At 59.2% G+C, this 12,569-nt stretch carries 12 protein-coding genes; 8 read left to right on the top strand and 4 right to left on the bottom strand.

Annotated features, from left to right (window positions below; translation table 11 throughout):
• The first annotated feature begins 13 nt into the window (after window positions 1-13).
• From BMY44_RS00690 to BMY44_RS00715, 6 genes are all read left to right on the top strand, one after another.
• Window positions 14-820, top strand: a complete 807-nt coding sequence (locus tag BMY44_RS00690) for a cytochrome c oxidase subunit 3 (protein ID WP_089989028.1) — start codon at window positions 14-16, stop codon at window positions 818-820.
• 128 nt (window positions 821-948) lie between these two features.
• Window positions 949-1,626 (top strand): SURF1 family protein, encoded by a 678-nt coding sequence (locus BMY44_RS00695; protein WP_089989031.1) that lies wholly within the window; start codon window positions 949-951, stop codon window positions 1,624-1,626.
• The gene (gene thrC / locus BMY44_RS00700) at window positions 1,626-3,008 is read left to right on the top strand and encodes a threonine synthase (protein WP_089989033.1); all 1,383 of its coding nucleotides are present in this window, start codon (window positions 1,626-1,628) and stop codon (window positions 3,006-3,008) included. Before BMY44_RS00695 ends, thrC begins: the two co-directional genes overlap by 1 nt.
• Complete coding sequence (locus BMY44_RS00705) at window positions 3,005-4,270, top strand: M16 family metallopeptidase (protein ID WP_089989036.1); 1,266 nt, start codon at window positions 3,005-3,007, stop codon at window positions 4,268-4,270. The genes thrC and BMY44_RS00705 overlap by 4 nt, the downstream gene beginning before the upstream one ends.
• Window positions 4,270-4,854, top strand: coding sequence for a GNAT family N-acetyltransferase (locus BMY44_RS00710; protein WP_089989039.1), 585 nt, complete (start codon window positions 4,270-4,272; stop codon window positions 4,852-4,854). The genes BMY44_RS00705 and BMY44_RS00710 overlap by 1 nt, the downstream gene beginning before the upstream one ends.
• Before the next feature lie 110 nt (window positions 4,855-4,964).
• A complete protein-coding gene (locus BMY44_RS00715) occupies window positions 4,965-5,678 on the top strand; it encodes an EexN family lipoprotein (RefSeq protein WP_089989041.1) in 714 nt (237 codons plus the stop codon).
• On the opposite strand, the gene BMY44_RS00720 is transcribed toward BMY44_RS00715, so the two are convergent.
• The 4 genes from BMY44_RS00720 to BMY44_RS00735 form a co-directional block, all read right to left on the bottom strand.
• Window positions 5,675-6,697: a nuclear transport factor 2 family protein gene (locus BMY44_RS00720; RefSeq protein ID WP_089989044.1), complete on the bottom strand. Its 1,023-nt coding sequence runs from the start codon at window positions 6,695-6,697 to the stop codon at window positions 5,675-5,677. The genes BMY44_RS00715 and BMY44_RS00720 overlap by 4 nt on opposite strands.
• A gap of 3 nt (window positions 6,698-6,700) precedes the next feature.
• Window positions 6,701-7,582 (bottom strand): carbohydrate ABC transporter permease, encoded by an 882-nt coding sequence (locus tag BMY44_RS00725; protein WP_089989046.1) that lies wholly within the window; start codon window positions 7,580-7,582, stop codon window positions 6,701-6,703.
• Window positions 7,583-7,592: 10 nt separating this feature from the next.
• On the bottom strand, window positions 7,593-8,618 hold the full coding sequence (locus BMY44_RS00730; RefSeq protein ID WP_089989049.1) for a carbohydrate ABC transporter permease: 1,026 nt from the start codon (window positions 8,616-8,618) through the stop codon (window positions 7,593-7,595).
• Between the two features lie 71 nt (window positions 8,619-8,689).
• Window positions 8,690-9,937: an ABC transporter substrate-binding protein gene (locus BMY44_RS00735; protein WP_089989052.1), complete on the bottom strand. Its 1,248-nt coding sequence runs from the start codon at window positions 9,935-9,937 to the stop codon at window positions 8,690-8,692.
• A gap of 259 nt (window positions 9,938-10,196) precedes the next feature.
• Here BMY44_RS00735 and BMY44_RS00740 point away from each other — a divergent pair, with 259 nt between their 5' ends.
• Entirely contained in the window at window positions 10,197-11,243 is a 1,047-nt protein-coding gene (locus BMY44_RS00740) for an ABC transporter ATP-binding protein (RefSeq protein WP_089989056.1), read from the top strand.
• Window positions 11,240-12,568 carry a histidinol dehydrogenase gene (gene hisD, locus BMY44_RS00745; RefSeq protein WP_089989059.1) on the top strand — a complete coding sequence of 443 codons (1,329 nt, stop codon included), beginning with the start codon at window positions 11,240-11,242 and terminating at the stop codon, window positions 12,566-12,568. Before BMY44_RS00740 ends, hisD begins: the two co-directional genes overlap by 4 nt.
• The last annotated feature ends 1 nt before the right edge of the window (window position 12,569 follow it).

The following is a 12,569-nucleotide window of genomic DNA, read 5'->3' on the forward strand; positions in this document are numbered from 1 at the left end:
GGGAAGACTGCACATGGCACATGAAAAGAACCACGATTATCACATTCTGAACCCCTCGATCTGGCCGCTTCTCGGTTCGGTCGGCGCGTTCTTCATGTTGTTTGGCGCCGTTCTCTGGATGCCAAAACAGGGCGGCGGTCCCTACATGTTCCTTATCGGCCTCGCGCTCGTGCTTTACGTGATGTACGCGTGGTGGTCCGACGTGGTCGAGGAAAGCAAAGTGGGCGATCACACGCCTGTGGTGCGCATCGGCCTGAAGTACGGGTTCATCATGTTCATCATGTCCGAAGTCATGTTCTTTGCGGCATGGTTCTGGTCCTTCTTCAAGCACGCCATGTACCCGATGAGCCCGAACAGCCCGGCAGTCGATGGTGTCTGGCCGCCGGCAGGGATCGAAACCTTCGACCCATGGCACCTGCCACTGATCAACACGCTGATCTTGCTGTGTTCGGGTGCGGCGGCAACTTGGGCGCACCACGCGCTTGTGCACGAAAACAACCGCGAAGACATGAAATGGGGCCTGATCATCGCGATCGGACTCGGTGTGATCTTCACCGGCTTTCAGGCCTACGAATACAGCCACGCGGCGTTCAGCTTTTCGGGCAATATCTATGGCGCGAACTTCTTTATGGCGACGGGCTTCCATGGCTTCCACGTAATCATCGGGACGATCTTCCTGGCAGTGTGCCTCGCACGTCTGCAGGCCGGTCACTTCACCCCGGAAAAGCACGTCGGGTTTGAAGCAGCCGCATGGTACTGGCACTTCGTTGATGTTGTCTGGCTGTTCCTCTTTGCCGCCGTCTACGTCTGGGGCGGCTAAGGTCGGCACCATCCAATGATCCAAAGGGCGGGGGTTTCCCCGCCCTTTTTCTTGACGGTGTGACACCCTTTCCCCGCAGGCTGAACGGGGCTATAGACCCCTGACGAAATTCATCGCGGAACGGCACTTTGCGCAACATCATCTTCCCCCTCATCCTTGGCATCGGCGGATGTGCAATCCTCCTTTACCTTGGCATCTGGCAGCTGCAGCGGCTGGAATGGAAAGAGACGATCCTTGCAGATATCGACGCCCGGCTTGCCGCTGATCCGGTGGCATTGCCGCTCTCGGTGTCGCGGGCAAACGACAACTATCGCGGGGTCTATGTGGTCGGGCGTCCGACGGGCGAAGAACTGCATGTGCTTGTGTCGGGCACGGAAGCGGGAACAGGTTTCCGGACCATCTCGAAATTCGAAATGCAATCGGGCGGCGCGATTCTCGTCGATCTGGGGCTGCTGCCGCTGGATGCGAAAGACGCCGCCCCGCGCACGGACCTGACGGAAATCGCTGGTAACCTGATCTGGCCGGACGATAAGAACAGCTCCACGCCCGCCCCCGACATCGCAGCAAACACATGGTTTGCCCGCGACGTGATCGCCATGTCGCAGGCACTGGACACACTGCCGATCATGGTTGTCGCCAACACCAGCACGGCACAGGATCCGCGTCTGACACCGCTGCCGATCAACAGTGCCAGCATCAAGAACGACCACTGGGAATACGCAATCACGTGGTTCCTGCTGGCAATCGTCTGGGCGGCCATGACGATCTACCTGATCTTCCGCACACGGCAAAAGGACGCCACCTGATGCGCTATATCTCCACGCGTGGCAAAGCCCCCGTTCTGACATTCGAAGAGGCAATGCTGACCGGCCTTGCCCGCGATGGTGGGCTTTACGTGCCCGAAACCATCCCGACGCTGACACAGGGTCAGATCGCCGCGATGGCGGGGCAATCCTATGAGGACATCGCATTCGCCGTGATGCGCCCCTTTATCGGCGACACCTTCACCGACGCTGAATTCAAAACACTTATCACGAAAGCCTACGCCGGTTTCGGCCATGCCGCCCGCGCACCGCTCGTGCAGTTGGACAGCAATCACTTCCTGCTCGAACTCTTTCACGGGCCGACGCTGGCGTTCAAAGACTTCGCCATGCAGATCATCGGGCAGATGTTCGAAGCCGCACTGACGCGCTCTGGCAAGCGGGTGACAATCGTGGGGGCAACGTCAGGCGATACCGGGTCCGCCGCGATCGAGGCGTTCCGCGGGCTTGATGCGGTCGACGTCTTCATCCTCTACCCGCACAACCGGGTGTCAGAGGTGCAGCGCCGGCAAATGACGACACCGACCGAAGACAACGTGCACGCCATCGCCGTGGACGGGGACTTTGACGACTGCCAGGCGGCCGTCAAGGACATGTTCAACGATTTCGCCTTCCGTGAAGAGGTCTCGCTCGCTGGCGTCAATTCGATCAACTGGGGGCGGGTGCTGGCGCAGGTGGTCTATTACTTCTCATCCGCGGTATCGCTCGGCGCTCCGGGTCGTGACATCAGCTATACGGTGCCGACAGGCAACTTTGGCGACATCTTTGCGGGCTACATCGCCAAACAGATGGGACTGCCAATCAAGGATCTGATCGTCGCCACAAACCGCAACGATATCCTGCACCGCACGCTGGAAACCGGGGCCTATACCAAGGAAGGTGTCACGCCAACGATCAGCCCGTCGATGGACATCCAAGTCAGTTCCAATTTTGAACGGGCGCTGTTCTATGCCTACGATCAGGATGGCGGGACGGTTGCTGGGCAGATGGAAGACCTGAAATCAGGCGGCTTCACCATCAGCCAGGGGGCCTATCAGGCGCTCAAGGAAACCTACAAATCGGGGCGCGCATCCGAAAAAGAAACCGCGACAGCGATCAAGACCTATGTGGCAAAACACGGCGAATTGCTTTGCCCGCATTCCGCCGTGGGCGTCCACGTGGCCGAGGCGCATCAAGGCAGCACACCGATGGTCACGCTCGCAACAGCGCACCCCGCCAAATTCCCGGCGGCTGTCGAAGCCGCGACAAACATCCATCCCCCCTTGCCCCCACGCATGGCAGACCTGTATGAGCGTTCAGAACGCATCACGCGCGTCGCCAACGACCTGTCAGCCATACAAACCATCATCCGGGATCGCATCAATTGACCATCCAAACGCACACCTTGTCCAACGGTCTGCGGATCGTGACCGAACACATGCCGGGGCTGCATTCTGCCAGCATCGGCATCTGGGTCGGGGCGGGTGGACGCCACGAACGGGTCGAACAGAATGGAATCGCGCATTTCCTTGAACACATGGCGTTCAAGGGCACCAAGACGCGCAGCGCCTTGCAGATCGCCGAGGCGATCGAGGACGTGGGCGGCTATATCAACGCCTATACCTCGCGCGAGATGACAGCCTACTACGCGCGTGTGCTGGAAAACGACGTGGCACTCGGGCTGGATGTCATCGCAGATATCCTGCTGAACCCTGTCTTTGACCCCGACGAGATCGAAGTCGAACGGGGCGTGATCCTGCAGGAAATCGGTCAGGCGCTTGATACGCCAGACGATGTGATTTTCGACTGGCTGCAAGAAGTCGCCTATCCCGATCAGGCGCTGGGCCGGACTATCCTTGGCGCATCCGAACGGGTCAGCAGTTTCAACCGCGAAGACCTGTCGCACTTTGTGGGTGAACACTACGGACCCAACCAGATGATCCTGTCCGCGGCGGGTGGGATCGACCATGATGCAATCGTGCGGCAGGCCGAAGACCTGTTTGGGCATCTTGAACGGGTAAAACCGGCAGCCGTGATCCAACCTGCGGCATTCGGCGGCGGTGAAAAGCGGATGACAAAGGATCTCGAACAGGTGCATTTCGCGCTTGCTCTCGAAGGTCCGAACTACCGCGACCCTGCGATCTATACCGCGCAGATCTATGCCACAGCCATGGGCGGCGGCATGTCTTCGCGGCTGTTTCAGGAAATCCGTGAAAACCGCGGGCTTTGCTACACGATCTTCGCGCAGGCAGGAGCCTACGAAGATACGGGACTCACGACGATCTACGCGGGCAGCAGCGCCGAACAGATCGGCCAGCTTGCCGAAATCACTGTGGACGAAATGAAACGCGCCGCCGATGACATGACCGACGAAGAAGTCGCGCGCGCGCGGGCGCAAATGAAAGCGGGTCTGCTGATGGGGCTGGAAAGCCCGTCCAACCGGGGCGAACGACTGGCGCGTCTGTTGTCGATCTGGGACCGCATTCCGCCGCTCGAAGAAACCATCGCCCACGTCGACGGTGTGACAACGCAGGACGTGCGCAACTTTGCAGGCCACATGGCTGGCAATGCAGGCGCGGCGATGGCGCTTTACGGACCAGCATCCAACGCGCCCACGCTGGAGGCGCTGCGGGCAAGGTTAGCTGCCTGATGCTCGGCACACGGCGTAAGGTCAAACTCGAAACAGAACGGATGACGCTGCGCCCACCGATGCACGGTGATTTCCGGCAATGGTCAGCCCTGCGGCGCGAAAGCGAAAGCTTTCTCAGCCCGTGGGAACCGACATGGGCGCGTGACCACCTTTCACGCAAGGCATTCACCAACCGCGTCTACTGGGCGCAACGCTCTATCGCGAACGGTACGGCGGTGCCGTTGTTCCTGATCCGGCGTGAAGATCAGGCGCTGCTTGGGGCAATCACGCTGGATCACATCCGGCGCGGTCCGGCACAGGCGGGGACGACGGGTTACTGGATCGGCGAACCCTTCGCCCGTCACGGCTACATGCGCGAAGCGATCGAGGCCGTCGTGCATCACGCTTTCAACACGCTTGATCTGTCACGGATCGAGGCAGGGTGCCTACCCGAAAATACACCGTCTCGGCGGTTGCTCGAACAGTGCGGCTACAAATACGAAGGCGTCGCGCAAAGCTATCTGCAAATCAACGGTCGCTGGCGCAATCACGTGCTTTACGCGAACCTGCGCCATGACAGACGGGGCAAGACCGACGTCGGCTGAGGTGTGACTTGTTGCCATTGCGAAACGCCGCAAAAGGTCAGGAATCCCATAGCTTGACCCAAAGGCGCAGCTTTGTGACGGTATCAGCATCACATTTTGAAAGATGCGTTATGATGTTCCGGTTGCTGCTTTCTCTTATTGCCGTTCTCGCGCTGACCGCGTGCCAGACCGAAACACCACCCGTCGTTGACTGGAAAGAAGACGCGCTGAAGCGCGGCGCGGAAAAGGTTGCGGCCTGCAAAGCCAGCGAATGCACGCGACTTGATCTGGACGGCACCCATCTGGCCGATTTCACCGTGCTGAACGACATGCCGCACGTCACCAAGCTGATGATGAGTCGGACAAACTTCACCGATCTGGCGGACATCGCGGACATGACGCAGTTGACCGAACTGCATATCAGCTGGACGGATGTGTCCGACCTGTCCGGCGTCGCCGCCTTTCGCAATCTGCAAATGCTGCATGCCAACGATCTTTACCAGCAGCCGACCTATGCTCCGGTCTATCGCATGACGGCGCTGAAGGAACTCTCTCTTGATGCGCGACCCGACGACGGGCTGTCTTTCGTGCGAAACATGGGGCGGCTTGAATCGCTCTTTTTCATGAGCGGCGAGATTACAGACCTGTCACCGCTCGCAGGCAATCGCAGCATCAAGAACCTCGCCCTCGAAGCCGCCTTGCCGGATGACGTCGCACCGCTGCTGCAAATGCGGGGCCTGCAAACGCTGGATGTAAACAGCTTCGCGGTGGATGAAGACACCAAAGCCCGCATCGAAGATCGCGGAGTGACAGTGCAGTATTTCCCTGCAATGATCGTCTGCTAGACGCGGGTCAGGCTTTCCATCCGCTCCAGCACATCCAGCCCCTGTTGTTTCAGGAAATGCAGGATATCGATAAAAATCCAGTTCTCGGCCAGCTTGTCACCGTCGCGGCGATAGATATCGACGACCCGCATCTCGGCCCGCTTTCCGGATGCGGGCAATCCCATGTAACCGCCGGTCGGCAACACTGACAGGTTCGCCCAGCCGAAAAACCCGCCATAGTTGCCTTCAGCAATCCGGCAGATATGGCCGTGAAATTCGCGGTCTTTCAACTGCGTGCGGAACGGACGCTGGTGCTGGGCGATATAGCGGTCGATCGTATAGGTCGCGCCGATCCCGTCCGGCCCCCACCATAACATGTCGTCATGCCAGCAGCGGCGCAGTTCGTCTTGCGGCGTGGCATCGCGGGGCGCGGGGTTGTCGCGCGACGTTGAATTTGCCTGAATATCGCCAATCATCCGTTCGATCAGCGCGGCGGTCTTCGGGCCTTCTGTCGGGTCGGCATCATCGCGCAGCAGGCCGTCATGTGTCATCGGTCCGGGCTGGATCAGATGCGCGCCGGTCTGTGGTGGCAAGGGCTGCAGACCCGCCTGATGCATCAAATGGATCAGATCACAGAACATGGCGGTCTCGACGATCCTGCCATCGCGCACGTGGTGAAACTCCGCATAGCGGAGCATCGCGATCTTGCCGGTGGCGGGTATCCCCAGAAACGGGGCGTCAAGAAGACCCATCAAATGGCCCATGGACGAGACCCAGACACCGCCTACGGCACGGTCGTTGTGGCCCGCGAAAAAGATATCCTCGCGCCGCTGCACGCGGGTCATCGCGGTCAGGAACGGGGTCCAGAAAACGGCGGCGACGTGCGCTGCGCCGTGGTGCTCGTGAAAGGGATGCATGCCGCGCCAGTGCCAATCAGGGGTGGTGTGGGTGGCCAGGGCAGCGGCAACGGTTTCAGGCGTGGCACCCGCAATCGCAGCGTGATGCGCGCGCACCACCGCCTTTTCGGCCTGAAATGACATGCGTTACCCCTTCACGGCACCGGCGGTCAGGCCGGACACGATCTGGCGCTGGAATACCATGATCATCACGAACAACGGGGCAGTCACGGAAACAACGGCGGCAACGGCGAACATCACGTTGCCCTTTGTTTGCGTGGTGCCAAGGAAGGATGCGATCTTGGGCACCATTGTCTGGTTCTCCTTGGACAGCAGCATCGTGGTGACGGCAAAGTCATTGTAGGCCAGCAAGAAACTGAACAGCCCCGTGGTAATGACACCGGGCCACATCACCGGAATGATGACATGCCGGAAGGCCTGAAAGCGGTTGCAACCATCCACCATCGCACTTTCGTCCAGATCTTTGGGGATATTCTTGAAAAAGGCATGCAGCATCCACAGCGTGAACGGCTGGTTGATCGCGACCAACACAATAATGGTGGTGGACAGATGGCCCCAAAGGTTCCATTCGAAAAAGGGCAACAGATAGCCCGAAACCAGCGTGATCGGTGGCATCGCCCGAAAGATCAGGGCAAAGAACAGAAACCAGAACGCATAGCGATAGGTGGACCGCGACAGGGCATAGCCGCCCAGCGTCCCGCAGGTCAGCGATATTGTAACAACGCAAACGCAGACGATCGCGGAATTCAGCGCCGCGCGCCAGAATTCCTCTTGGACCCACGCCCCGTAATATCCGTCACCGGTGAAACTGCCGCCGGTTTCAACGCGGGTCAGATTGCCAAAAACGGAATTGGCCCAGTCCGCCTTCGAGAAAAAATCACCCTCGACCTTGAACGACCCCCAAAGGGTCCACAGAAACGGAAAGGCGGCCAGCACCAGCCAAAGCAACAGAAAGCTGGTGGCGAAAATCCGGATCGGCATGGACTGTTGTTGCGCTTTGCTGCTCATACTGTCGCCCCTAGCGTGGATTGCTGAAATCGCGATACGTGCGCACCAGCACGGGCGAAAGTAGGATGGCAACGCCAAGGATCGTCAGCACAGACGTGGCCGCCGCCGAAGACAGCAGGCGCGTTTCACCGGACAGATCATTGTAGATCGCATAGGACAGCGACGCCGCATGGGCCTGCGCGCTGAACGACACGATCGGCTCGAAAACCCGGAAATTGTCCATCAGCTGGATCAGGGCGATGAATGTGGTCAGCGGAAACAGATGCGGGACAACGACATAGCGGATGCGCTGCCAGCGCGAGGCTCCGTCAATCAGCGCCGCCTCCAACGTGTCGGTGTTTACGGTCTGAAGCCCCGCGTAATACACGATGAACGCGAAAGGGGCTGCGTGCCAGACGCCATAGACCATCAGCATGATCCACATCAGCGCGGTCGAGGCCTTGACCGATAGCGTTGGATTGTTGGTCAGCCATTGCAGCCCCGCGCCAAGGATACCGTTTGCATCCACCATCCAGAACAGCACCAGCGATCCGACCAGCGGTGTGACGATGAAAGGCAGCAACGAGAAGAAGATCGTCGGCCCTTTCAGGGCTGTGGCCACCGAATTGACGCCGACGGCAATAGCAAAACCAAGGATGATGGTCAGTGGGGTAACAATGGCAGTGTAGGTCAGGGTAAAGGCCATCGCCTTGTAAAACGGCAGGTTCATCAGGCTGCGGCCAAAGTCGGGCAAACCGTCCGCATTGACCCATGCGGCGGCAACTTCGCCAAAGGCCAGATGGTTGCGGTCGCGGTAGATGCCAGTCCCCGCCCATTTGCCCAAGGGTTGTTCCTGCTTCAGCGCGGCAGTGGCGTCCTGATCGACAGTGGTCGATTGCGTGCACCCGAAGGGGCCGCAGTTTTCGACTGTCAGCAGTACCTGATCGTGCTGGGAATAAAGCGACTGGGTGATAACGGAAAAGATCGGGAAAGCGATGAACAGCATCATCAGCAGCCCGGATGGCAAAACAAACCAGAAAAAGGTCTTGTGCTTCACGTCGCCCGCGCCCCCGTGGCCTTGAAATCAGTTATGGCCGGGGCGCGTCAGCACCCCGGCCGTCGGGTATCCTATTGCAGGAAGCCCTGTTCTTTTGCGGCGGTCGTATAGGCCGCCTCGACGTCAGCGAGCGCCTGCTCTGCGGATTCCTGACCCTGCAGGTACTCGGCAAGGTTGTCGCCAAGGGCTGTGTGCAGCAGACCCATGTAAGGCAGCATCGGATACGGCTGCGCACCAGAGGCAACCGTGGCAAGTACGCCTTCGTTTACCGGCTGTGGCTGGTAACCCTCCATCAGCCACACGGCCTGACCCATGGTCTCGTCGTTCAGCAAGGCAGGGGATGTGGCATGTGCAAGGGCCTGGAAGGTGGCAGCGGCTTCTTCGTCGCTGATGTTCTTGGCCACTGTCCAGCCATCCCACCACAGGGTGGATGCAGGCACGCCGCTGTCACCAACGGTCAGCGGACCACCCGCGACAGTGTTGGAATAAACGACCTCTTCAGATCCTTCCTCGTCCATCAGAACACCCGTCCGGCTGCCCCACATGTTCATCAGGGCGACATTGCCGGCTTCCCATTCCGCGCTGGTGGCGTTGGAATCATGGGTCAGATAGTCGGGATTCATGTATTCGGTCAGCGCCTTCATCGTCTCCAGCGCCATAATGCCCTTCTCGTTGTTGATCGAGACATTGGCCGTGCCGGGCTCAAAGAACGCGCCACCCGCACCCAGATACATGTTTACGAATTCCTCGGCGAGGTTCCAGCCAGCGGCATAGGCACCGCCGACAGGGTATTCCATGATGCCCTCGGCGCGGATCTTTTCAGCGGCTTCCAGCACCTCTTCATAGGACGTGGGGACATCCATGCCGATCTGTTCCAGCACGTCCTTGCGGTACACCAGATGCTGCGCGTTCGCCATAAAGGCGACGGCCATGACCTTGCCGTCAATGGTGATCAACTGGCGGGGCGGGATGTCCTGCCCGTATTGCGCGACCAGATCATCCAGCGGACGAATGACGTCCTCGTTGATCAGCGCGACGATGGACGAATTGGCGATGATGGCCGAGGTGTACTCAGCCGGATTGCCGGTCATACCAGCCACGTTCAGGGTCTGGTGGTCGGCGGTCAGGTTGGTCTCGGCCTCGATGCCCTCAGCGCAGGCAAGGGCGGCAGCGCCGACCGACTGGATCGCAGGGAATTCGTTGCCGATGATGCTGATGCGGCCTTCCGTGACAGAGCAGCCGTGCCCGTCCGCCATGACAGCTGTTCCGGAAATCGCGGCGATCGCCGTCCCAAGAAGGGCTGTTTTTAACATGTTCATTTTCAAGAACCTCCCAGTTCTAACTTTGCCGCTATTGCGCAGCATATTTTGGGCAGCGCGATGGCTGCGAGTGATACCTGCAGGCACCCGCGAATCGCGAAAGCCCTTGCATACGATTGCAATTTAACCGCCTTTCGGTGCGTTTAGGCAAGAAAGAATATGTCGCTCCACGGCCAAATCGCGTTTTATTATTTGAGGTCTTGCCAGAAAGCGCGAATCCCGTAAGAGTTTGCATGCGTATGCAATCCTTGGGGGCGTTATGGCCGAAATCCAGTTGAAAAACGTGACCAAACGCTGGGGTTCGTTTGTGGGCGTCCATGATTTCAACCTCACTATCGCAGATCAAGAGTTTCTCGTGCTGCTTGGCCCATCGGGCTGTGGCAAGACCACGACGATGCGCATGATCGCAGGGCTTGAAGACGCGTCCGGCGGCGACATTCTGGTCGATGGCAAACGGATCAACGATCTCGACCCAAAGGATCGGGATGTGGCGATGGTGTTCCAATCCTACGCGCTTTATCCGAACATGAACGTCTACGAAAACATCCGCTTTCCGCTCAAGGTGCGCAAGGTGGCGGGCGATCATGACGCGATGGTCAAACGGGCCAGCGCAATGGTGGAACTTGACGATTTCCTGCATCGCAAGCCTGCCGAATTGTCCGGCGGCCAGCGCCAGCGGGTTGCGCTTGCGCGCGCTGTTGTGCGTGAACCGAATGTCTTTTTGATGGACGAACCCCTGTCCAACCTCGATGCAAAACTGCGGGTCTCAACACGGGCGCAGATCAAGAACCTCAGCCACGAACTCAAGACCACGACGATCTACGTTACGCACGACCAGATCGAGGCAATGACACTGGCCGACCGCGTGGTCGTCATGAATCAGGGCATGGTGCAGCAGGTGGGCAGCCCCACCGAAATCTATGACCGGCCCGCCAATACATTCGTGGCCGGTTTCATCGGCTCGCCCGCGATGAACCTCATGGACGGAACGATCAGCAACGGCACCTTTACTGCCGACAAGGTGTCGATCAGCGGCTTGCCTACAGAAGTATCAGGGCCGATCACGCTTGGGTTCAGGGCAGAGGACGCGACCGTCGTCACCGGCGAAAGCAACGCCAATTCCAAGGTCTATTCACTGGAACTGCTAGGCGAAGCGACGATGGTGACGATGCGTGCAGGCGGAACCATCCTGTCGGTGAAATCCAGCAAGGACTACCGTGTCGAGATTGGTGATCCTGTCTCGGCGGCGATCCCTGCCAACATCTGCCACCTCTTTGACAAGGACAGCGGAGAGCGCCTGTTATGACCATTCGCCACCTGAAAACCGCCCGCTCCGCAGAGGCGCGCGCCGAAGATGATGCCAAGGTCCGCGCCATCGTCGAAGAAGGTCTGAAAGACATCGAAACGCGCGGTGACGCCGCCGTGCGCGACATGTCCGAAAAATTCGACAAGTATACACCGCCGTCCTACCGGCTGACGGACTCTGAAATCGAAGCGCTCATGGCGAAAGTGTCCGATCAGGACATGGCGGATCTGAAATTCGCCCAGGAACAGGTACGCAACTTCGCGCAGGCGCAGCGCGACTCCATGCTGGATATCGAGGTTGAAACGATGCCCGGCGTGATCCTCGGTCACAAGAATATCCCGGTGCAATCTGTGGGTTGCTACGTGCCTGCCGGGAAATTCCCGATGGTCGCATCCGCGCATATGTCCGTCGCGACAGCTTCGGTCGCCAAGGTGCCGCGCATCATCGCCTGCACACCACCGTTTCAGGGTGAACCGAACCCCGCCGTGATCGCCGCAATGCATCTGGGCGGGGCGCATGAAATCTATGTGCTGGGTGGCATTCAGGCCATCGGGGCCATGGCGCTTGGTACCGAAACCATCGACCCGGTGCATATGCTGGTCGGGCCTGGCAACGCTTTCGTCGCCGAAGCCAAGCGGCAGCTGTTCGGGCGCGTCGGCATCGACCTTTTCGCCGGTCCTACGGAAACCATGGTCATCGCAGATGACACGGTCGACGGAGAGTTGTGCGCGACCGACCTGCTCGGTCAGGCCGAACACGGCTACAACTCGCCAGCCGTGCTGCTGACGAATTCTGAAAAGCTCGCCAAGGATACGCTGTCGGAAATTGACCGGATCCTGAAAATCCTGCCCACCGCCGAAACCGCCCGCACCTCTTGGGAGGAATTCGGCGAAGTGATCCTGTGCGACACCTACGACGAAATGCTGCAAGTCGCGGATGACATCGCGTCCGAACACGTGCAGGTGATGACCGACCGTGACGACTGGTTCCTCGACAAGATGACCTGCTATGGCGCGCTCTTTCTCGGGGCGCGCACAAATGTGGCCAACGGCGACAAGGTGATCGGCACGAACCACACGTTGCCGACCAAAAAGGCGGGGCGTTATACCGGCGGGCTTTGGGTAGGCAAGTATCTGAAAACGCATAGTTATCAGAAAATTACAACCGACGCGGCGGCCGCCGAGATCGGGGCCTATGGATCACGGCTTTGCATGCTCGAAGGCTTTGTGGGCCACGCCGAGCAATGCAATATCCGCGTGCGCCGCTATGGCGGGATCAATGTGCCCTACGGCGAAGGCGCGCCTTACAAGACAGCAGCGGAATAGG

Origin of the sequence: Cognatiyoonia koreensis (assembly GCF_900109295.1) — a bacterium.
GTDB classification, from domain to species: domain Bacteria; phylum Pseudomonadota; class Alphaproteobacteria; order Rhodobacterales; family Rhodobacteraceae; genus Cognatiyoonia; species Cognatiyoonia koreensis.

What these genes read in the sequence shown, in the direction of transcription:
- BMY44_RS00690 (WP_089989028.1), top strand. Translation starts at nt 14, where the DNA reads ATGGCACATGAAAAGAACCACGATTATCACATTCTGAACCCCTCGATC.
- thrC (WP_089989033.1), top strand. Translation starts at nt 1,626, where the DNA reads ATGCGCTATATCTCCACGCGTGGCAAAGCCCCCGTTCTGACATTCGAA.
- BMY44_RS00710 (WP_089989039.1), top strand. Translation starts at nt 4,270, where the DNA reads ATGCTCGGCACACGGCGTAAGGTCAAACTCGAAACAGAACGGATGACG.
- BMY44_RS00715 (WP_089989041.1), top strand. Translation starts at nt 4,965, where the DNA reads ATGATGTTCCGGTTGCTGCTTTCTCTTATTGCCGTTCTCGCGCTGACC.
- BMY44_RS00720 (WP_089989044.1), bottom strand. Translation starts at nt 6,697, where the DNA reads ATGTCATTTCAGGCCGAAAAGGCGGTGGTGCGCGCGCATCACGCTGCG.
- BMY44_RS00725 (WP_089989046.1), bottom strand. Translation starts at nt 7,582, where the DNA reads ATGAGCAGCAAAGCGCAACAACAGTCCATGCCGATCCGGATTTTCGCC.
- BMY44_RS00735 (WP_089989052.1), bottom strand. Translation starts at nt 9,937, where the DNA reads ATGAACATGTTAAAAACAGCCCTTCTTGGGACGGCGATCGCCGCGATT.
- BMY44_RS00740 (WP_089989056.1), top strand. Translation starts at nt 10,197, where the DNA reads ATGGCCGAAATCCAGTTGAAAAACGTGACCAAACGCTGGGGTTCGTTT.
- hisD (WP_089989059.1), top strand. Translation starts at nt 11,240, where the DNA reads ATGACCATTCGCCACCTGAAAACCGCCCGCTCCGCAGAGGCGCGCGCC.